We start from the raw sequence: 19,613 nt of genomic DNA, 5'->3' as shown, positions 1-19,613 counted from the left end.
GGGGGTGTAGGGCGGTGCGGGTCAGCGGTCGGAGACGCGGAGCATCACGCGGGTGCGGTCGGCGCGGGTGACCAGGCCCTCGATCAGGAGGAACACGCGGTACTCGAGCCGGTACTTCGCCAGGAACACGCGGCCCAGGCGCTCGACCTCGCCGGGGTCGGCGTCGATCTCCGCGGCGGCCTCGACCGGCACCGCGTAGTCGGAGACGCGGCCGCGGCGGTCGCACGGGACGAGGGTCACCCGCGCGTCGTTGCGGAGGCGCTTCACCTTGCCGCTGCGGCGGGGAGTGGTGACGATCAGCTCGTGGCCGTCGCGGGCGATCCAGACCGGGGTCGAGACGGCGTCCCCGGACTTCCGGAACGTGGTGAGCGAGACGAAGCGCTCGTCGGCGAGGGCGGTGAGGTCCTGGGAGAGGGGCATGTCCGAAGTAGAGCGGCCGGGAGCGGTCACCGCAAGCCTCCGTGGCACCTCGATCCGCCCCCGTAGGGTGGAGTGATGACCGACGCGACGCCTCTGATCGGCCCGACCGAGGCGCCCGATCTGCACGTGATGACCTACAACATCCGCCGGCGGATGCCGCGCCTCACCTCCCGCGCCGTCGACCAGTGGGACCGGCGCCGCCCGCTCGTCCAGCGGGTGCTGGAGCAGGAGCGCCCCTCGATCCTCGCCGTGCAGGAGGCGCTGCCGGACCAGTCGGCCGCCGTGCACGAGGCGCTGGGCTCCTCCTTCGAGGCGATGGGCTTCGGCCGGGACGCGGACCGCGGCGGCGAGCGCGTGATGCTCTTCGTCGACCGCAGCCGCTACGCCGTCCGGCACTGGACCCAGATCGCCCTCTCGGACACCCCGGACGTCGCCGGCTCGCGCAGCTGGGGCAACCGCATCCCGCGCACCGCCGTGATCGCGGAGCTGACCGATCACGCGACCAGCCGCGAGCTCACCGTGGTCTCGACCCACTTCGACCACATCTCGCGGCGCTCGCGCCAGCGCTCCGCCGAGCTGATCGCCCGCCGCGTCCTCGAGCTCGGACGCCCCGCGATCGTGATGGGCGACACCAACACCGACGTCGACACCGTCCCCTACCGGACGATCCTCGAGGAGGGCCGCCTCGCGGACGCGTGGGAGACGGCGGAGAAGCACCTCACCCACTCGTGGAGCACCTTCTCGAACTACCGCCCGCCGGCGCCGGGCAAGCGGATCGACTGGCTGCTCGTCAGCGAGGGCGCGTTCGAGGTCGTCTCCGCGGGGATCAACGCCGTCCGCTACGGGGGAGCGGCGCCCTCCGACCACGAGCCGGTCCAGGCCGTGCTGCGCTTCACGAACCCGTGAGCGGCTCCGCCCTCGTCGAGACCTTCCTGGTGCCCCCGCGCACCCGCGGGGAGTGGACGGCCGACGGCATCCGCGCGATCGGGGCGGCGAGCATCGTGGCGGCCGCGATCGGCTGGGACCTGGTCGACGTGGCGGTGCTCGCGCTCGCGGCGATCGGGCTGGTGCTGCCGCGCTTCCTCGGCATCCGTCCGGCGCTCGACGCCCTCTTCGGGCTCGCGCTGCTCGTGGCGTCCTGGAGCAGCGTCCTCGGCCTCTACGAGGCCTGGCCGCAGTGGGACCTGGTCGTGCACTGCGTGCTCAACGGGCTGATCGCCGCGGTGGCCTACATCGTCGCCGCGCGGGCCGGAGTCGTGCCTGCCGTCGCGGGCGATCGCGGGCCGCTGCTCCCGGCGGTCGTGCTCTGCGCCTGCTTCGGGACGACGGCGGGCGTCCTGTGGGAGTGGGGCGAGTGGGCGGGGCACCGCTTCATCGACTCCTCGATCTTCGTCGGCTACGAGGACACGCTCGGCGACCTCGCCGCAGGTGCGCTGGGCTCGATCCTCGCCGGCGCGCTGATGCGCTTCTGGTCCGCGAAGTCCCGGGTGGTCGGACCGGGCGCCTCGCGCGGCGTCGGAGGTGCGGCGTAGCCTGTCCCGCATGTGCGGCCGCTTCGCGATGGACTCCGAGACCGATGAGCTGATCCGCGAGTTCGTCGCCGCGGGCGGGCGCGCCGAGGACTGGGCGCCCGACTACAGCGTCGCTCCCACCGACGTCGCGCCGATCGTCCGCGAGCGGCTCCACGACGGCGAGCGGGAGCGCGAGCTGGAGCTCGCGTCCTGGGGCTTCACCCCGTCCTGGTCGAAGGGCAGGGGGCCCTCGCCGATCAACGCGCGCCTCGAGTCGGTCGCGACGAACGGCCTGTTCCGCGGGGCGTTCGCCAAGCAGCGCGCGATCGTCCCGATGCGCGGGTACTACGAGTGGGAGACCCGCGCCGACGGCAAGCAGCCCTGGTTCCTGCAGGGCGAGGAGCCGATCCTCGCCGCGGCCGGCCTCTACACGGCCCGCAAGGAGGGCGACGACTGGCGCGTCTCCTTCACGATCATCACCCGCGAGGCGCGCGACGCCTCCGGCGAAGTGCACGACCGGATGCCCGTGTTCCTCACGCCCGACGTGCGCGACGCCTGGCTCGACCCGGCTCCGCTCGCCTCCGCCGAGGAGATGCTCGCCACCCTCGACCGGGCGTCCGTCGCGATGGCCTCGACCGTCACGGCCCACCCGGTCGACCGCCGCGTGAACAACTCCCGCACCGTCGACCGCCGCGACCCGGGCCTGCTGACGCCGGTCGCCTGAGGCCGTTCGCTCGGAAGGCGCGGGACGATCCGCGCGATCTGCGGAACCCCCCGGGCGAGGGCGGACGACGGGTGGTGGGTGGACCGGAGAGCACGGGAGGGGCGGAGCCGCGGCCCCGCCCCTCCCGGGCGTCCTACTTCGTGCCGGCGTGACCCGGGAACGGCTTGCCGTTCAGCGAGACCTCGTCGGGGTCGACCTCGACGTCGCCCACGTCGTCCGGGCCGCCCGTGCCGGGCACGGCCTTCACCTCGGCCGAGCCGGAGACCTCGGTGCGGCTCTCCGCCGGATCCGAGTCCTGCTTGGCCTCGGTCTCGCGCTCGCTGCCGGGCGACTCCGAGATGTCCTTCTCGATGGTCTCGCTCTCGGAGGAGGTGGCGGGAGCCGCCCCGTCCGGCTTGCCGATGGTCGAGCCCTGGTCGTCCTGCTCCGTGCGGTCCTGGTCCATGTCGTCGCCTTTCGTCGGGACCTCCGACGCTACGTCGGGGCGCGCGCGGGGGCACCCGCTTGACAGCCCGGCCGGGGGAGGGCGGCGTGCAGGGTCGACGTACTACCCTGGGTCGACGGTCGCACCGGGGGGCGCGGCACACCCGCCGCCGACCGCGAGGAGGACCCGTGGCATCCCACCGGACAGGCGACACCCGCATCGTCGGGACGACGGTCGACGGCCGGTACACGATCGAGGAGCTCATCGGCCGCGGCGGCATGGCCACGGTCTACCGGGCGCGAGACGGCGTCCTCGGCCGCTCCGTCGCGCTGAAGATGTTCGCCCCCGGCATCGACGACGCGCAGGACCTGCAGCGCAAGGCGTCCGAGATCCGGCTGCTCGCGGCCCTCAACCACCCCGCCCTCGTCACCCTCTACGACGCGCACGACGGCGGCGACGACACCAACGGCCAGGCCTACATGGTGATGGAGCTCGCCGAGGGCCCGAGCCTGTCCGAGCGGCTCGCCGAGGGCCCGGTCGCGCCGAACGACGTCGCCTCGATGGCGGGCGACCTCGGCGAGGCCCTGCACACGGTCCACGCGGCCGGAGTCGTGCACCGCGACGTGAAGCCGTCGAACGTGCTGCTCGTCCCGAGCCCGCTGACCAGCCGCGAGTTCCGCCCGAAGCTGGCCGACTTCGGCATCGCCTCCCTCATCGACGCGACGCGGATCACCGCGCCGGGCACCCTCATCGGCACCGCCGCCTACCTCAGCCCCGAGCAGGCGCACGGCGACCCGGTCACCTCGGCGAGCGACATCTACTCCCTCGGCCTGGTGCTCCTGGAGTCGCTGACCGGCCGCCGCCCGTTCACGGGCTCGGCGATCGAGGTCACGCTCGCCCGCCTGCTCCGCGACCCCGAGGTCTCGGAGTCGCTCGGCAGCGGCTGGACCTCGCTCCTGACCTCGATGACGCGGCGCGAGCCCGGCGAGCGTCCCGCCGCGCTCCAGGTGGCGGAGTCGGCACGCCGCCTGATCGATCCGCGGCGCGACTCCCCGCCGGCGGCCATCGTCGTCCCCGACGTCCCCGCCACCCGGGTGATGTCGACGGAGCCGCTCGCCGAGACCGAGCCGATCACGCGGACGGAGGCGCTCGACCCGACCCGCCGGCTCGCGGCCGACGCCTACCCGGCCACGGAGGCGATCGCTCCGACGCAGCGCTTCACCGCGACCGAGCGGATCGCTCCGGCACCGCGGACCGCTCCGGCACCGCAGACCGCTCCGGCGCCGCGCACGGCTCCGCTCCGCCCCGCGGCCGCCCCTCCGCAGCGCCGCGGCCCGAGCCCGTGGCTGATCGTGCTGGTGCTCGCGCTGGTCGCGGTCGCCGTCGGGCTCGCGATCATCCTGATCGACGGTCCCCAGTCGCCTCTGCCGCAGGTGGACGGCGAGCTGGGCGACCACCTCCGTCAGCTGCGCGAGAGCATCCGCTCGTGAGGGGCCTCCGACTGCGCGCCGCCGGCGCCGTGCTCGCCTCGGTCCTGCTGCTGAGCGGATGCTCCTCCGCGCCGCAGGGCATCGACGAGGGCACCGCCCAGACCCTCGACGACGCGGTGGTGGCCGTCGCCGAGAAGGCCTCGGCCGACGACTACCAGGGCGCTCTCACCGAGCTCGCCTCGCTGCAGTCGGCGCTCGACGCCGCGCTCGCCGAGGGCTCCGTCAGCTCCGACCGCGCAGCGACGGTGCAGGCGCAGGTCGACGTCGTCCGCGCCGACCTCGAGGCCCTGATCGCGGGAGCCCCGGAGCCGGCGCCGGCCGAGACGACCGCCCCGGCTCCCGAGGAGACGACCCCGGTCGAGGAGGAGCCGGAGGACACGCCGGCCCCCGTCGAGACCGAGGACGACCCCGCCCCCTCGCCCGAGGAGTCGGAGCCGGAGGAGACGCCGACCGAGCCGGAGGAGCCCGCGGAGGAGACCCCGGCCGCTCCCGGCGAGGACGCTCCGGGGAACAGCGGGGACGCTCCGGGGAACAGCGGCGACGCACCCGGCAACAGCGGGAACGCTCCCGGCAACGGCAACGGCAACGGCAACGGCAACGGCAACGGCAACGGCAACGGCAACGCGGGCGGCAACGGCAACGGCAACGGCAACGGCCCCGGCGCTCGCGGTGCGGCGACCGGCGTCGGCGCCCCCGCGGGCAGCGGTGCCGCGCCCGGGGCCGCGAAGGGCCCCGGCGGCCGCTAGAGCGCTACTCCTGCGTCGAGATCACGGCGAACGCCGCGTCGAGCTCGACGTCCACGTCCGTGCCGTCCTCGCGGGTGACCTCCACCTCGAAGGCGTGGTCGGCGTCGTCGCTGCGCTCGGCCTCGGTGACGGTCCCGGAGCCGACGGCGCCCAGCGCCGCCTCGCTCGCGCGGGCGAGGTCGTCGCCGGTGAGGTCGTCCGGGTCCACGGCGGCCGCGGTCGGGTCGCCGGCAGGCACGCCGTCGTCGTCGGAGCCGGCCTGGAGGGCGCGGTCGTCGGGGTCGACGGACAGGACGGCGAAGGAGTCGTCGAGGCGCACCTCGTACTCGAGGCCGGCGCGGTCGGTCAGGTCCAGCTCGTAGCCGGTGGCGCCGTCGTCGTCGCGCTCGGCCGAGGTGACGGTCCCGCCGCCGATCTCGGCGAGCGCGGCCTCGCTCGCGCGGTCCAGGTCGCTGCCGGTGAGGGAGTCGGATCCCTCGAAGCCGTCGGTCGCGGCGTAGGCGATGCCCGTCCCGGCTCCGATCAGCACGACCGCTCCGGCGATCCCGGCGATGATCTTCGTCTTCTTCTGCACGATGGCTCCGTCCCGGCGCCGCTCGTCGACGCCTCCAGCACTCTCGCGGTCGGGCGCTGAAGCAGGCCTGAAGCGCCCGCTCAGCGGACGAGCGGCACCCGCACCTCGACCCGGGCGCCGCCCAGCGCCGAGTCGCCGACGACGACCCGTCCGCCGTGGGCCCGCGCGATCCCGGCGACGATCGCCAGGCCGAGGCCCGATCCTCCGGCGTCGCGCGCCCGGCCCTCGTCGAGGCGGACGAAGCGCTCGAGCACCCGCTCGCGCTCCGCCGCCGGGATCCCCGGCCCGTCGTCGTCCACCGCGAGCACCGCCTCCGCTCCGTCGATCCGGGTCGAGAGCGCCAGCTGCGAGGAGCGGTGCCGCACCGCGTTGTCGACCAGGTTCCGCAGCGCCCGCGAGAGCAGGGCCTCGTCGGCCACCGCCTGCACGGGCGAGATCCCGCTCGCGTCGACCCGGGCTCCGGAGTCGCGCAGGCGCCGCACCTCGCCGAGGGCGAGGTCGTCGAGGTCCACGGGAGCCGCCGCCACGGCCAGGCGCGCCTCGTCCGCCCGGGCGAGCAGCAGCAGGCCCTCGATCAGCCCGCCGAGCCGCACCGACTCCTCCGCGACCGTCCTCGCCAGCCGGGCGGAGTCGAGCCGGTCCGGGTGCGCGAGCGCCACCTCCGCGGTCTGGCGCAGCGCCGCGACGGGGGAGCGCAGCTCGTGCGAGGCGTCCGAGACGAAGCGCCGCTGCCGCTCCTGCCCGCTCTGCAGCCGATCGAGCATCCGGTTGAGGGTGTGCGCCAGCCGGTCGACCTCGTCGCCGGAGCCGGGAGCGGCGATCCGGCGGTCCAGGGCGGAGGAGGTGACCGCCTCGGCCTCCTCGCGCATCCGCTCCACGGGGCGCAGCGCCCGGCCGACGACGACGGCGCACACCACCGCCACCAGCGCGATCAGCAGCGGGACGGCGACCGCGAGCAGCCCGATCGTCGTGGACACCGCCTCCTCGCGGCCCTCGTCGGGCACGCCGACCACGACGAGGGAGTCGTCGTCGAGCTCGCGGGCGGCGACCACCACCGGCCCCTCGTCGTCCACGTCGACCGTGACCGGGTCGTCGCTCTCGGCCAGCGCGAGCGGAGGGAGGTCCTCCGCGTCCTCGGCCGCGGCGGCGACTCGCCCGTCGACGACGAGCTGGACCAGTCCCTCCGAGCCGCGGACGGCCTCCGGGCCGCCCTGTTCGACCAGCGCAGCGACCCGCTCCGCCTCGGCGTCGGCGGCGGAGGCGGCGCTCGAGGCGAGCACGGAGGAGAGGACCAGGACGAAGAGCACGCTCCCGAGGAGCGCGGCGGCGGCCACCACGGCGGTCGCGGCCGCGGTGATGCGGGTCCGCAGGCTCCGGCGGCTCACCCGGCCACCAGCGTGTAGCCCGCTCCGCGCCGGGTGCGGAGGGTGTCGCGGCCGAAGGGCCGGTCGATCTTGTTGCGCAGGGTGCGGACGTAGACCTCGACGATGTTCGGGTCGCCGTCGTAGTCGAAGTCCCAGACGGCTCCGAGGACGTCGCGTTTGGAGACGACCTCGCCCGCCCGTGAGACGAAGTACTCGAGGACGCTGAACTCGCGCGCGGTCAGCGGCACGGCGACTCCGCCCCGCTCGACGGTCCGGGACGCCGGATCCAGCACGAGATCGCCGACGACGCGCACCGTGGGCCGCTCGGCGGCTCCACGGCGGATGAGGGCGCGCAGCCGCGCGACGAGCACCGGGAACGAGAACGGCTTGGTGAGGTAGTCGTCGGCGCCGGTGTCGAGGGCCTCGACCTGGTCGAGGTCGCCGTCCTTCGCGGTGAGCATCAGGATCGGGGTCCAGTCCTCGGCGGCGCGCAGCCGCTCGCAGACGCGGAAGCCGCTGACGTCCGGGAGCATCAGGTCGAGGACGATGGCGGCGTAGTCGGCCTCCTGCGCGTACCAGAGGGCGTCGGTGCCGGTGGTGGTGGTGTCCACGGCGAAGCCCTCGGCCTCCAGGCCCGTCTCGAGGGCGCGGAGCAGGTTGATCTCGTCGTCGACGACCAGGATGCGGATGGCGGCCTCCCCGGGCTCGGCGCGCGGGGGTCCGCGCGAGCCCAGGCTAGCCGCGGCCCCGCTGAAGCCCGCCTGAAGCGCCGGCGGACCACCGCGTCCCGCCGAGGCGCCGGCTCCCCGCCGGGACACCGGCGGGAGCGCGGTGTCCCGGCGGGACGCGCGGCGCCCGGGCGAGGGTCACTCGTCGCGGTCGGTGTACTCGCCCTCGCCCTCGGCGGAGGTGCCCGCGGCGCTGGTGTCGACGTAGCTGCCCTTGTCGGCGGTGCTCTGCTCGTTGACCGAGGTGTCGACGTAGCTGCCCTCGGCCTCGCCGGCGGTGTGCGAGACGCCCTCCGTCGAGGTGTACTCGCCGCCCTCGGTGTCCTCGGTGCTCGTGCCCTCGGCGACGTGACGGCCGTGGCCGGCGGTGTGCTCGTCGTGACCCTCGTGGTGGTCGTGGTGCTCGTGACCCTCGTGGTGCTCGTTGTCGTGGTCGTGGTGGGCCATGGCGGCCTCCTCGCTTCGTCGCGTCGGTGCGCGGTCGGATCGGCCGCGCTCGCTCCGAGACTTCTGCATCGGGGGCGGGGGTGCAAGACGTGGCGGCTGCACATCCGTGCCGCGCAACTCCTACCGGTGCCGGATCCGCCCGCCTAGCCTCCGAGGATGAGCAGACCCCCTCGCACCCGCTGGAGCGTCATCGGCCAGCTCGGACCGGCCTTCGACGACGGCGGTCCGATGCTGCTGGTCGAGGCCCGATCGGCGTTCGGGCGCCGCCCGATGCACCGCGCCAAGGCGCAGCTGCTGCTGTCGGCGCTCCGCCACCGCGCCCGCGAGCTCGGGGACCGCGCCGAGTACGTCCGCTCCGAGACCTTCGGCGAGGCCCTCGCCGGGCGCGACGACCTCGAGGTGATCGACCCGCCCACCCGCGGCGGCCGCCGCCTCGCCCGCAGGCTCGGCATGAGCGTTCTGCCCAGCCGCGGCTTCATCACGGCCGAGGAGGACTTCCGCGAGTGGGCGCTCTCCCGCTCGGGCAAGCGCCTGCTGCTGGAGGACTTCTACCGGTGGAGCCGCGAGCGCACCGGCGTGCTGATGCGCGGCGACCAGCCCGAGGGCGGCCGCTGGAACTACGACCACGACAACCGCCAGCCTCCGCCCAAGGGCGCCTCCCGGCTCGGCCTGCCCGACCCGTGGTGGCCGGAGGAGGACGACATCGACGAGGAGGTGCGCGCCGACCTCGCGCGCTGGGAGGCCGAGGGGGCGATCCGCCTGGTCGGCGCCGACGGTCCGCGCCGCTTCGCCGCGACGCCCGCCGAGGCAGAGGCGGCGCTCGCCGACTTCGTGTCGTCGCGGCTGGGCGACTTCGGGACCTACGAGGACGCGATGCTCTCGGGCGACTGGACGATGGCGCACTCGCTGCTCAGCGCCCCGATGAACCTCGGCGTGCTCGATCCGCGGACGGTCGTCGAGGCGGCCGAGGCGGAGTACGCCGCCGGGGGCGCGCCGATCGCGGCGACGGAGGGGTTCATCCGCCAGATCCTCGGCTGGCGCGACTACGTCTGGAACCTGTTCTGGCACCTCGGGCCGGAGTACCGGAACCGCAGCCGCGCGCTCGGCGCCTCCACGCCGCTGCCCGCCGAGCTGCTCGCGCTCGACCCGAGCGGCATCGAGGCGAACTGCCTGCACGAGACGCTCGACGACGTGCACCGGCACGGCTGGGCGCACCACATCCAGCGCCTGATGGTGCTCGGCAACTGGGGACTGCAGCGGGGGTGGGATCCGGCGGAGCTCAACGACTGGTTCGTGGACGTCTTCGTCGACGGCACGGAGTGGGTGATGCCCGCGAACGTGATCGGGATGTCCCAGCACGCCGACGGCGGCGTCGTCGCGACGAAGCCGTACGCCTCGGGCGGCGCCTACATCAACCGGATGTCCGACTACTGCGGCGGCTGCCGCTTCGACCCGAAGGTGCGCCTGGGCGAGAACGCCTGCCCGGTGACCGCCGGGTACTGGGCCTTCCTCGACCGGGCCGAGCCGGTCCTCCGCGGCAACCACCGGATGGCCCAGCCCCTCGCGGGCCTGCGCCGCCTCGCGGACCGCGAAGCGGTGGTCGACCAGGAGCGCCTGCGCGAGACGTACTGACGCGGGGTCGGCGGCACGCCCGCCGCTACTCCGCGCGCACGAAGCGCGACACGGTGACCGCGACCGTCACCGCGGTCGTCCCCTCCACCGCCGCGAGCCGAGCGTCCAGCGCCTCGGGATCCACGTGGTGGGCACTCGGCCCCATCAGCACCTCGGCGCGCAGCTCGTCGACGCTCATCAGCACCGTCGTGTCGAGCTCGATGCGCTCCTCGAGCGCGAACCCCGCCAGCTGCTCGTCGAGCCGCTCCGCCTTGCCGGCGTCGATGCCCAGCATCCCGAACCGCTCGCGGATCTCGTGCAGGTGCCTCTCGCGCGGAGTGACGACGACGGCGACGCCGCCCGGACGGAGCACCCGCCGCATCTCCGGGGCGTTCCGCGGCGCGAAGACGGTGAGCAGCGCGTCGGCGGAGGCGTCGGCCAGCGGGAGGGGCTGCCAGAGGTCCGCGGTCGCGATCGCCGCCCGGGGATGCGCGCGGGCGGCGCGGCGGGCGGCCGGGGCCGAGAGGTCCAGGCCCAGCCCGTCCGCCGCCGGATGCGCCTCGAGCACGGCCGCGAGGTACGCCCCGGTGCCGCAGCCCAGGTCGACCACGAGCCGTGCGCCGGCGGGGACGGCCGCGGCGACCGCGTCCTGGATCACCCGGTAGTGGCCGGAGCCGAGCAGGTCGGCGCGGGCCTGCACCATCGCCGTGGTGTCGCCCGAGGTCGCGTGCCTCCCGCGCAGGAGCGAGGCGTAGCCCTGGCGCGCGAGGTCGGAGCTGTGCCCGAGGGGGCAGCGGAGCGAGGAGGGGCGGGGCAGCGCATCGGGGGCGAGCGCGCCGCCGCAGACCGGGCAGGCGAGGGCGGGCAGCACCGTCGATCCGGGTCGGGCGGCCGGATCGAACGCGCTCACTCCGCTCCGGGCGCGCGCGCCCGCATGGCGGTGACCGCCGCGTTCAGCGTCGCGATGGTCGGCACCGCGAACAGCGCCCCGGCGAGCCCGGCCACCTCGAGCCCGGTCGCGACTCCGAGCACCACGGCGAGCGGATGCACCTTCACGGCGGTCCCGAGGATGAGCGGCTGCAGCACGTGCCCCTCGAGCAGGTGCACCAGGATCACGACGCCGACCATCACCAGCGCGGCGACGGGCCCGCTGAACAGCAGCGCGACCAGCGCGGCGAGCGCACCGGTCACGATCGCGCCGAGGATCGGGACGAACGAGCCGAGGAACACCACGATCGCGATCGGCACGACGAGCGGCAGCTGCAGCGCGAGCGCGCCGATGCCGATGCCGACGGCGTTGATCCCGGCGACGCCGAGCTGCGCGATCACGAACTGGCTGAGGGTCCGCCAGCCGGCGGCGCCGCCGCGCTCCATCGCGGGGCGCGCGCGGCGGGGGAGGAGGCGGAGGAACCAGTGCCAGATCCGGCGGCCGTCGAGGAGCAGGAAGATCAGCGAGAACAGGGTGAGGAGGGTTCCGGCGAAGACCTCGGCCAGCTGGGAGCCGACGGCGAGGGCCCCGGACGCGATCGTCGACGCCTGCGCGTCGGCCCAGTCGACCGCGCGCTGCGCCCAGTACGAGAGCTGGACGTCCGAGAACGACAGCGGCGGGCTCCGCAGCCACGCCTCGACGCCGTCGACCGCGTCGAGAGCGCGCTGCCCCACTCCGCTGAAGCCGGAGCGCGACTGCACGATCACCAGCCCGACGAGGCCGGTCAGCAGGAGGAGCATCAGGACGATCGAGACCAGGACCGCGAGCGGGCGGGGGAGCCGCAGGCGCTCGAGCCGGTTCCGCAGCGGGGTGAGGAGCGCGGTGAGCAGCAGCGCGATCAGCACCGGCACGACGATCACGGGCAGCAGCGAGACGAGGCGCACGAGGAGGTAGAGGAGCCCGGCGACGGCGAGGAAGCGCCACGACCAGGCGGCGGCGATCCGCATCCCGGTCGAGACGTCGCCCGAGGCGTCGTCCGGCGAGTCCGAGGGGGCCGGAGCCGTGACCGCAGCCGGGGGAGCGGCGGCCGCAGGCGGACTCGCCGCCGTGCCGTGCCGCTCGTCGCGCGCTCGCCGTCCCCGCATGACCCCTCCGATCCTCTCGCAGTGTACGGCGGAGCGGCCGTCCGGGACCGGGAGGGAGCCCGGGGGCGCCCCGCCTGGAGGGATCCGGGCGCCGGATGCGCCGGCAGCGGCTCGTCCGGAGGGCGGAACGCGCCGGATCGCGCCGTCTCCGCCCCGTTCCCCGTCTCGGCCGCGGGAGGCCGGTCCGCGCCGGTAGCGTTGTGCGGGTCGATGCCGAGCGAGGAGGGCGACGGATGCTGGAGGCGGTTCTCGCGATCGCCGCGTGGTGCGCGGGCGCGGTGCTCGTCGTCAGCGGCGCCCTGAAGCTCGGCCGCACGGAGCGGTTCCGGGCGAGCCTCGAGGCGTTCGGGGTCCCCCTCCTCCTCCGGCGCCGCGGCTGGTTCGCGGCCGCCTTCCCCGTCGTCGAGATCGCGCTGGGCGCCGCGGTGGTGCTGGCGCCCGCTCCGGCGCACCGTGCCGCCCTCGTGCCGGTGGCGCTCCTCGACGCCGTGTTCCTCGTCGTCGCCGTCCGCGCGGTCCGCGCGACGGAGGACGTCGACTGCGAGTGCTTCGGCGGGCTGGGCTCGGCACGGATGACCGGACGCACCGTCGCGAGGAACGCGGTGCTGCTCGCGCTCGCGGTCGCCGGGGCCCTCGGCGGGCTCGCTCCGGCCGCGCTGCTCGGCGGCGGCGGTGCCTCGGCGGCGGCGTCCGGGCTCGCCGCCGCTCTCGCCGCGGTCTCGCTCGTGCTGGTGCGCGACCGCCGTGCGGCGTCGACGGCCGCTCGCGTCCGGGCGGCCGCCCGCCTGTCCGCAGCCGACAGGGAGTCCGCGCCGGGGCGCGCGCCCGAGGGCGACCTCTCGGCCGCCGACCTCGCGTTCGTCACGGTGGCCGGCGAGCTCCTGACGCTCGAGGAGCTGTCCCGCCCGGCGACGCACCTCGTCTTCTTCTCGCCCTCGTGCGCCGCCTGCCACGAGCTCGTCGAGCGCTTCCGCTGGTGGCCCCACGGCCTGCGCCCGGGCGAGGAGCTGCTGCCCGTCCTCCTCGGCAGCCGCGAGGACTTCGCGGTGCACGCCGTCTACGGGCCGCTCGTCGACCACGCCCTCTACGATCCGGAGGGCCGCGTCGCCGCCGCCCTCGGCCGAGCGGGGACGCCGGGCCACGTGCTGCTCACGCCCGAGCGTCCGCTCGGCGACGGCTGGACCTCGGGAGCCGCGTCGATCGAGGCACGCGTGCTCCGGCCCGGATTCCTCGCCGAGCTGCAGGCGGCCGGCCCGGACCCGGCTCCGGCGGCCGGCGGCGCGGTACCGGCGGGGTGACGACGGCCGGCGGGCGGAGCGGTGCCGCCGGGCTGTCGACGACCGACCGACGGCGGCCGGGCTCAGCGGCGCTCGAACTCGCCGGACATCGAGCCGTGCACGGGGTGGGCGGGATCGTCACCCACGGCGCGGGCGGGCTCGTCGATCTCCACGGCGCGGGACGGGGGCTCCTCGTCGCTCGCGTCGAGGCCGAAGCCGTCCTCGAGCAGCTCCTGGGCGATGCGGCTCGACAGGCCGCTCCTCTCGCCCGGTCCGGGGTCGCTCTCCGGGTCGACGGGGGCGGCGAACGCCTGCTCGAGTCCGGACGCCGGCATCCCGGCGTCGTCGATCGAGTCGGCTCGCCCGTCGGAGGGTCCTCGTGCAGGTCTCGGCATGCGCCCGAGCGTAGAGGACGGGCCCCCGGAGGTCGACGCTCCGTCGCGCACTGCCGGGCCGCCCGCGCGCCGGGTCAGTCGTGCAGCGACCAGGAGTGGGGAGCGACCTGGACGCCGCCGACGGTCGCCGTCACGTCGCCGATGTTCAGCGCGAGCCGCGCGGTGCGTCCCTCCGGGCCCTCCGCCACGAGCATCACGGCGGTGTTGGAGAGGTCGACCGTGCGGGTGCTCGCGCCGACCAGCCACGGGTTCCGTCGGCGGAACGCGACGATCTCCTGGTGGGCCCGGTAGGCCTCCCCGCCCGGCCACTCGGCGGGCTCGGCCGGGAACTCCGGGCGGATCGCGTCGTCGCCGCCGATCCGCTCCTCCTTGACGCCGCGCAGGCCCCGCTCGTCGCCGGAGTAGATGCTCGGCACGCCGGCGACGAAGCCGAGGATCGCCGTGGCGTGGCCGTGGTGGCGCTCGTCGCTGACGGCGCTGGCGATCCGGGTCACGTCGTGGTTGCCGACGAAGGTCAGGGGCAGGAACTCGCGGACGAAGTCGTCGTGGCGCTTCAGGGACCAGGCCAGCTCGAAGAGGTTCGCCTCCTCGAGGGAGTTGCGGACGGCCTTCCAGAGCTCGTACTGCGTGACCGAGTCGAGCCCCGACTCCCGCACGTAGCCGGTGTAGTCGCCGTGGATGACCTCGCCGACGAACCACGCGTCGGGGAAGCGCTGCCGCACCGGGTCGATCGCCGCGTGCCAGGCCGCCGGCGCGACCGCGTACGCCGCGTCGAGCCGCCAGCCGTCGATGCCCCGCTCGAGCCAGTGCGCGAGCACGGAGGACACGTGCTCCGCGACCTCGGGGTTCCCGTTGTCGAGCTCGACCAGAGCGTCGTGCCCCTCGAACACGTCGACGCGGAGGCCGTCGACCTCCTGCGACCGCTCGCTGCGGGAGAAGCGCGCCGCCTCGGGGGAGCCCTCGCCGGCTGCGACCGCGGCACGCCACCAGGGGTGCTCCCGTCCCACGTGGTTGAAGACCCCGTCGAGCAGCACCCGGATCCCGCGCTCGCGGCACGCGGCGATCAGCGCGTCGAGGTCTGCCTCGTCGCCGAGGCGGGGATCGACCCGGAAGTGGTCGACCGTGTCGTAGCCGTGGGTGGAGGAGGCGAAGACCGGCCCCAGCAGCAGCCCGTTGCAGCCCAGCGCCAGCAGGTCGTCGAGCCAGGGGAGCAGGGCGCGGAGGCGGTGCTGCGGCTCGTCGTCCGGGCCCGGACCCTCCGAGGCGCTCGCCTCGGCGCCCGTGAAGCCGAGCGGGTAGACGTGCCACCAGATCGCCGTCGAGATCCAACCGTCCGTCTGAGCCATCGTGGCCGTCCTCCCGGCCCGCTCGGGCGCAGGCCGCCGTCACTGTAGCGAGGCGGGCTGGACCGGAGCCGCGCCCGCTCACGAGCCGGGCCGCAGGGCGGCGATCCAGGCCAGCACGGCGAGGCCCGCCCGCACGGAGGCGGGTGCCGTGACGGTGCAGACGAGCAGCGCGAGAGCCGCGCAGGCGAGCCCGGCCACCGCGCTCCTCCGCTCGCCCGCCCACCGCAGCGCCCGCACGGACGCGATCACCGCGGCGACCGCCACGGCGACGGCGGGGAGGGCCGCGTCGGCCGGAGCGGGTAGGGGGAGGAGTGCCGTCGTCGTCATGAGCCGATCCTCGTCAGGCGGCGGACTCTGCGGAGAGGCGATCGGCGGACCGGTGGACGAGAGGCGCCGAGCGCCTCCTGTGGAGGGACCGACCGGCGCGATCGGCGTCGTTCCGGGCGTCTCGAGGCCGGAATCGCCGGAGATCCGGGGCGGGGCTGGTAGGTTACCGACGGTCCGACCGGTTGAGGACGTCCGTCCCCGGCCGAGGACGATCCATCGAAACCAGCTGTTCCGACAGCGAGAACGTCCTGGGAGGACACTCCATGGCTGACAAGTCGCTCAACCGCACCGAGCTCGTCGCGAAGATCGCCGCCGACTCCGGCCAGAGCCAGGCCGCCGTCAACGGCGTCCTCGACTCGCTCTTCACCACCCTCGCCGACTCCGTGTCGAACGACGTGAAGGTCACCATCCCCGGCTGGATCGCCGTCGAGCGCACCTCCCGCGCCGCACGCACCGGCCGCAACCCGCAGACCGGCGAGACCATCCAGATCGCCGCCGGCCACTCGGTCAAGGTCTCCGCGGGCACCAAGCTCAAGGCCGCCGCGAAGTAGTCGCGCCCTCCGACACGGCCCCGGCACTGCGCCGGGGCCGTCGTCGTCCGCGGACGCGGCCGCCGATCGTCCGCGGACGCGGCTGCCGATCAGCCGCGGAACGTAGGCTGGACCGGTGAATCGAACCGTCCGGATCGTCGGCCCTGCGCTCGTGCTCGTCGCCGCAGCGCTCGTCGCCCTCTTCGCGGCCCTGGCCTTCGGCGGGGGAGCCGCGGCTCCGCTGCTGAACGATCCCGGCCCCGTGGTCCGCTACGGCCTCCCGATCGCCAAGCTGGCCGTCAATCTCGGCGCCGCGGGCATGATCGGCTCGCTCGTGCTGACGCTGTTCGCGCTGAGCCCCCGCGCCGCCGCCGCCCGCGACGCCCAGTCCTCGTCCCGCGCCTCGACCGCTCACGCCTCCTCGCGCGGCGGCCAGTCCTCGCGCGGCGGCCAGTCCTCCTCCCGCGCCGGATCGACGCGCACCGCGGTCGCGCCCGCGCGCCCCGCGCCCGCCGAGGCCGCGCCCGAGCCGCGCACCGAGTTCTCGATCGCCCTCGACGTCGCCGCCGCCAGCGCCGCGTTCTTCGCGGCGGCCAGCGCGGTGACCGGGTTCCTCACCTTCCTCAACGTCACGCAGACGCCCCTGAGCCTCGACCGCGACTTCGGCACCAAGCTCAGCTACTTCATCGGCAGCATCGAGGTCGGCCAGGCCTGGCTCATCACGACGCTGCTCGCGGCCGTCGTCACCGTCCTCTGCTTCGCCGTCCGCAACCAGACCGCGCTCGTCTTCGTCACGGGCCTGGCCCTGCTCACGCTGCTGCCGATGGCGCAGCAGGGGCACGCGGCGGGAGCGAGCGGGCACGACGCCGCCGTCACGGCGCTGGGCCTGCACCTCGTCTTCGCGGCGATCTGGCTGGGCGGCCTCATCACCGTCATCGCCCTGCGGCCCCTGCTCGGCGGCTCCCGCCTGCTGCCCGTGATCGAGCGCTACTCCAGCCTCGCGCTCGTGAGCTTCGTCGTGGTCGCGGCGTCCGGGTACGTCAGCGCCGAGCTCCGGCTCGCCACTCTCGACAACCTGCTGACCGGCTACGGGATCCTCGTGCTGGTCAAGGTCGCGGCGCTGGTCGCGCTGGGCCTGTTCGGCGTTCTGCAGCGCCGCTACCTCATCGAGCGGATGCGGAAGGCCGGCGGTGTCGGCGGCCGCAGCTTCTGGTGGCTCGTCGGCGCCGAGATCGCCTTCATGGGGATCGCCTCCGGAGTCGCTGCGGCGCTCGCGCGCACCGCGACCCCGGTCGACCAGATCGCCGCCAGCCAGCTCACGGATCCGACCCCGGCCCAGCTGCTGACGGGCGAGCCCCTGCCGCCGCCCGCGAGCGCGATGAACTTCCTCACGCTCTGGAACATCGACCTGGTCTGGCTCCTGGTCTGCTCCTTCGCCATCGCGTTCTACGTCGCCGGAGTGGTGCGCCTGCACCGCCGCGGCGACCGCTGGCCCCTGCACCGCACGATCCTCTGGATCGCGGGCATGCTCCTCCTGGCCTACATCACGAACGGCGGGGTGAACGCGTACGAGAAGTACCTGTTCAGCGCCCACATGCTCTCGCACATGGTCCTCACCATGGCGGTGCCGCTGCTGCTCGTCCCGGCGGCACCGGTCACGCTCATCGCCCGCGCCGCCGCCCGCCGCACCGACGGCTCCCGCGGCGCCCGCGAGTGGGTGCTGCTCGCCGTGCACTCGCGCTTCGCCACCGCGATCTCGCACCCGATCGTCGCCGCGCTGCTGTTCGTCGGGTCGCTCTGGGGCTTCTACTACTCCCCGCTGTTCCGCTGGGCCACCACGGACCACATCGGCCACGAGTGGATGATCGTCCACTTCCTGATCACCGGGTACCTCTTCGTCAGCGTCCTGATCGGAGTGGACCCGAGCGTGCACCGCGTGCCCTTCGCGATGCGCCTGCTGCTGCTGCTGGGCACCATGGCGTTCCACGCCTTCTTCGGCCTCGCACTGATGACGGGGGAGGGGCTGCTCCTCGCCGACTGGTACGGAGCGATGGGCTGGGGCACGTCCGCGCTCGCCGATCAGCAGGCGGCCGGCGGCATCGCGTGGAGCATCGGCGAGATCCCCACCCTCGCGCTCGCGATCGTCGTCGCGATGATGTGGAGCCGCTCCGACGCCCGCGAGACCAAGCGCCGCGACCGCCAGGCCGACCGCACCGGAGAGGCCGAGCTCACGGCCTACAACGACCGCCTGGCCGCCCTCCAGAAGCGCGGCTGATCCGCGCCCGGGCCCCGGGGTCCCGGCGGCCCGCGGGTACAGTGGAGCGGTGACTCAGCCGACCCTCTCTGACGAGCAGCAGCGGGTCTTCGACCTCATCGAGAACACGCGCGAGCACCTGTTCGTCACGGGTCGCGCGGGCACGGGCAAGTCCACCCTGCTCAACCACCTGAGCTGGAACACCGACAAGCAGATCGTCATCTGCGCCCCCACCGGCGTCGCGGCGCTGAACGTCGGCGGCCAGACCATCCACTCGCTCTTCCGACTGCCGATCGGCGTCATCGCCGACTCCGACCTCGACCAGCCGCCCGAGCTGCGCAAGCTCCTCAACACCATCGACACGCTCGTCATCGACGAGATCTCCATGGTCAACGCCGACCTGCTCGACGGGATCGACCGCAGCCTCCGGCAGGCGCGGCAGCGGCGCTCCGAGCCGTTCGGGGGCGTGCAAGTCGTCCTCTTCGGCGACCCGTTCCAGCTCGCACCCGTGCCCGGCGATCCGGAGGAGCGCGCCTACTTCGCCGACCGCTACCGCTCGCTGTGGTTCTTCGACGCCCTCGTCTGGCAGGAGGCGCCGCTGCGGATCGTCGAGCTCGGCCGGATCCACCGGCAGAGCGATGAGCGCTTCAAGTGGATGCTCAACGCGGTCCGCTTCGGCATGGTGACGAAGGAGATCGCCGACGTTCTGAACGCGGCGGGCGCGCGGACGCCTCCGGCCGACGACGCGATCACGCTCGCGACCCGCAATGACACGGTCAACCGCATCAACCAGGCGGCGCTCGCGCGGCTGAAGGGCCCGCTGAAGACCGCGTCGGCCGAGATCAGCGGCGACTTCGGCGGGCGCGCCTATCCAGCGGACCAGAACCTCGAGCTCAAGATCGGCGCGCACGTGATGTTCCTGCGCAACGACTCCGAGCAGCGCTGGGTGAACGGCACGATCGGCCGGGTGACGAAGGTCGCGGGGACGGTGTGGGTCGAGGTGGACGGCGAGGTCCACGAGGTCGAGCCCGCGACCTGGGAGCGTTACCGCTACTCCTACTCCGCCGCGACGAAGAAGCTCACCCGCGAGATCGTCGCCGAGTTCGCGCAGTTCCCGCTCCGCCTGGCGTGGGCGGTCACGATCCACAAGTCGCAGGGCAAGACCTACGACTCCGCCGTGGTCGACCTCGGGCAGCGCGCCTTCGCGCCCGGGCAGACCTACGTGGCGCTCAGCCGCATCACGAGCCTCGAGGGGCTCTACCTGACGCGGCCGCTCCGGCCGAGCGACATCATCGTCGACAAGGACGTGCTGCGCTTCATGTCCGAACGGCGAGCCGAGCCGGCCGCCGTCGCGGAGGCGTCCGCGGATTGA

The 19,613-nt window shown here is 74.5% G+C and carries 21 protein-coding genes; 10 read left to right on the top strand and 11 right to left on the bottom strand.

Translation table 11 applies throughout. The features are described 5' to 3' along the window. Positions 1-21 precede the first annotated feature (21 nt). Entirely contained in the window at positions 22-420 is a 399-nt protein-coding gene (locus C5C53_RS07240) for a PPOX class F420-dependent oxidoreductase (protein WP_104246944.1), read from the bottom strand. Positions 421-495: 75 nt separating this feature from the next. Here C5C53_RS07240 and C5C53_RS07235 point away from each other — a divergent pair, with 75 nt between their 5' ends. The 3 genes from C5C53_RS07235 to C5C53_RS07225 are packed head-to-tail and all read left to right on the top strand — an operon-like array spanning position 496 to position 2,655. After that, complete coding sequence (locus C5C53_RS07235; protein ID WP_104262773.1) at positions 496-1,326, top strand: endonuclease/exonuclease/phosphatase family protein; 831 nt, start codon at positions 496-498, stop codon at positions 1,324-1,326. After that, a complete protein-coding gene (locus C5C53_RS07230; RefSeq protein WP_104262772.1) occupies positions 1,323-1,952 on the top strand; it encodes a hypothetical protein in 630 nt (209 codons plus the stop codon). The genes C5C53_RS07235 and C5C53_RS07230 overlap by 4 nt, the downstream gene beginning before the upstream one ends. 10 nt (positions 1,953-1,962) lie before the next feature. Further along, complete coding sequence (locus tag C5C53_RS07225; RefSeq protein ID WP_104226115.1) at positions 1,963-2,655, top strand: SOS response-associated peptidase; 693 nt, start codon at positions 1,963-1,965, stop codon at positions 2,653-2,655. 133 nt (positions 2,656-2,788) lie between these two features. Here the strand turns inward: C5C53_RS07225 and C5C53_RS07220 are convergent, their stop codons facing one another. Further along, complete coding sequence (locus C5C53_RS07220) at positions 2,789-3,100, bottom strand: hypothetical protein (RefSeq protein ID WP_104222919.1); 312 nt, start codon at positions 3,098-3,100, stop codon at positions 2,789-2,791. A gap of 167 nt (positions 3,101-3,267) precedes the next feature. Here C5C53_RS07220 and C5C53_RS07215 point away from each other — a divergent pair, with 167 nt between their 5' ends. Together C5C53_RS07215 and C5C53_RS07210 are read left to right on the top strand one after the other, a co-directional pair. Next, a complete protein-coding gene (locus C5C53_RS07215; RefSeq protein ID WP_104262770.1) occupies positions 3,268-4,569 on the top strand; it encodes a serine/threonine-protein kinase in 1,302 nt (433 codons plus the stop codon). Beyond that, the gene (locus tag C5C53_RS07210; RefSeq protein ID WP_104267187.1) at positions 4,566-5,315 is read left to right on the top strand and encodes a hypothetical protein; all 750 of its coding nucleotides are present in this window, start codon (positions 4,566-4,568) and stop codon (positions 5,313-5,315) included. Before C5C53_RS07215 ends, C5C53_RS07210 begins: the two co-directional genes overlap by 4 nt. 4 nt (positions 5,316-5,319) lie before the next feature. Here C5C53_RS07210 and C5C53_RS07205 read toward each other — a convergent pair whose 3' ends face one another. The 4 genes from C5C53_RS07205 to C5C53_RS17080 form a co-directional block, all read right to left on the bottom strand. Next, positions 5,320-5,889 carry a PepSY domain-containing protein gene (locus C5C53_RS07205; protein WP_104267186.1) on the bottom strand — a complete coding sequence of 190 codons (570 nt, stop codon included), beginning with the start codon at positions 5,887-5,889 and terminating at the stop codon, positions 5,320-5,322. A gap of 80 nt (positions 5,890-5,969) precedes the next feature. Further along, complete coding sequence (locus C5C53_RS07200; RefSeq protein ID WP_258075386.1) at positions 5,970-7,274, bottom strand: ATP-binding protein; 1,305 nt, start codon at positions 7,272-7,274, stop codon at positions 5,970-5,972. Then, the gene (locus C5C53_RS07195; protein ID WP_104267209.1) at positions 7,271-7,942 is read right to left on the bottom strand and encodes a response regulator transcription factor; all 672 of its coding nucleotides are present in this window, start codon (positions 7,940-7,942) and stop codon (positions 7,271-7,273) included. Before C5C53_RS07195 ends, C5C53_RS07200 begins: the two co-directional genes overlap by 4 nt. Positions 7,943-8,119: 177 nt before the next feature. After that, a complete protein-coding gene (locus C5C53_RS17080; RefSeq protein WP_181027115.1) occupies positions 8,120-8,428 on the bottom strand; it encodes a hypothetical protein in 309 nt (102 codons plus the stop codon). 156 nt (positions 8,429-8,584) lie between these two features. Here C5C53_RS17080 and C5C53_RS07185 point away from each other — a divergent pair, with 156 nt between their 5' ends. Further along, the gene (locus tag C5C53_RS07185; RefSeq protein WP_104222915.1) at positions 8,585-10,060 is read left to right on the top strand and encodes a cryptochrome/photolyase family protein; all 1,476 of its coding nucleotides are present in this window, start codon (positions 8,585-8,587) and stop codon (positions 10,058-10,060) included. A 25-nt stretch (positions 10,061-10,085) separates the two neighbouring features. Here the strand turns inward: C5C53_RS07185 and C5C53_RS07180 are convergent, their stop codons facing one another. Both C5C53_RS07180 and C5C53_RS07175 read right to left on the bottom strand, forming a co-directional pair. Beyond that, positions 10,086-10,910 (bottom strand): methyltransferase domain-containing protein, encoded by an 825-nt coding sequence (locus C5C53_RS07180; protein ID WP_374953256.1) that lies wholly within the window; start codon positions 10,908-10,910, stop codon positions 10,086-10,088. Between the two features lie 35 nt (positions 10,911-10,945). Further along, positions 10,946-12,112: an AI-2E family transporter gene (locus C5C53_RS07175; RefSeq protein WP_104267185.1), complete on the bottom strand. Its 1,167-nt coding sequence runs from the start codon at positions 12,110-12,112 to the stop codon at positions 10,946-10,948. Positions 12,113-12,345: 233 nt separating this feature from the next. Here C5C53_RS07175 and C5C53_RS17405 point away from each other — a divergent pair, with 233 nt between their 5' ends. Then, positions 12,346-13,410 carry a MauE/DoxX family redox-associated membrane protein gene (locus C5C53_RS17405; protein WP_104267184.1) on the top strand — a complete coding sequence of 355 codons (1,065 nt, stop codon included), beginning with the start codon at positions 12,346-12,348 and terminating at the stop codon, positions 13,408-13,410. Positions 13,411-13,472: 62 nt separating this feature from the next. Here C5C53_RS17405 and C5C53_RS17400 read toward each other — a convergent pair whose 3' ends face one another. The 3 genes from C5C53_RS17400 to C5C53_RS07155 all read right to left on the bottom strand — a co-directional run bounded on the left by C5C53_RS17400 (position 13,473) and on the right by C5C53_RS07155 (position 15,457). After that, entirely contained in the window at positions 13,473-13,784 is a 312-nt protein-coding gene (locus C5C53_RS17400) for a hypothetical protein (protein WP_146084653.1), read from the bottom strand. 74 nt (positions 13,785-13,858) lie between these two features. Next, on the bottom strand, positions 13,859-15,130 hold the full coding sequence (locus C5C53_RS07160; RefSeq protein ID WP_104267182.1) for an alpha-amylase family glycosyl hydrolase: 1,272 nt from the start codon (positions 15,128-15,130) through the stop codon (positions 13,859-13,861). A 78-nt stretch (positions 15,131-15,208) separates the two neighbouring features. Further along, positions 15,209-15,457, bottom strand: a complete 249-nt coding sequence (locus C5C53_RS07155) for a hypothetical protein (protein WP_104267181.1) — start codon at positions 15,455-15,457, stop codon at positions 15,209-15,211. A 263-nt stretch (positions 15,458-15,720) separates the two neighbouring features. Between C5C53_RS07155 and C5C53_RS07150 the strand changes: the two genes are divergently transcribed. The 3 genes from C5C53_RS07150 (at position 15,721) to C5C53_RS07140 (ending at position 19,613) form a co-directional block, all read left to right on the top strand. Beyond that, entirely contained in the window at positions 15,721-16,008 is a 288-nt protein-coding gene (locus C5C53_RS07150) for an HU family DNA-binding protein (protein WP_056037903.1), read from the top strand. Positions 16,009-16,123: 115 nt separating this feature from the next. Then, entirely contained in the window at positions 16,124-18,262 is a 2,139-nt protein-coding gene (locus C5C53_RS07145) for a bifunctional copper resistance protein CopD/cytochrome c oxidase assembly protein (protein ID WP_258075385.1), read from the top strand. Positions 18,263-18,311: 49 nt separating this feature from the next. Beyond that, complete coding sequence (locus tag C5C53_RS07140) at positions 18,312-19,613, top strand: ATP-dependent RecD-like DNA helicase (protein WP_104222908.1); 1,302 nt, start codon at positions 18,312-18,314, stop codon at positions 19,611-19,613.

The sequence above is a fragment of the Rathayibacter sp. AY1E3 genome, from assembly GCF_002932235.1.
Taxonomy (GTDB): Bacteria; Actinomycetota; Actinomycetes; order Actinomycetales; family Microbacteriaceae; genus Rathayibacter.
This window is presented reverse-complemented; position numbering and strand designations above follow the sequence as displayed.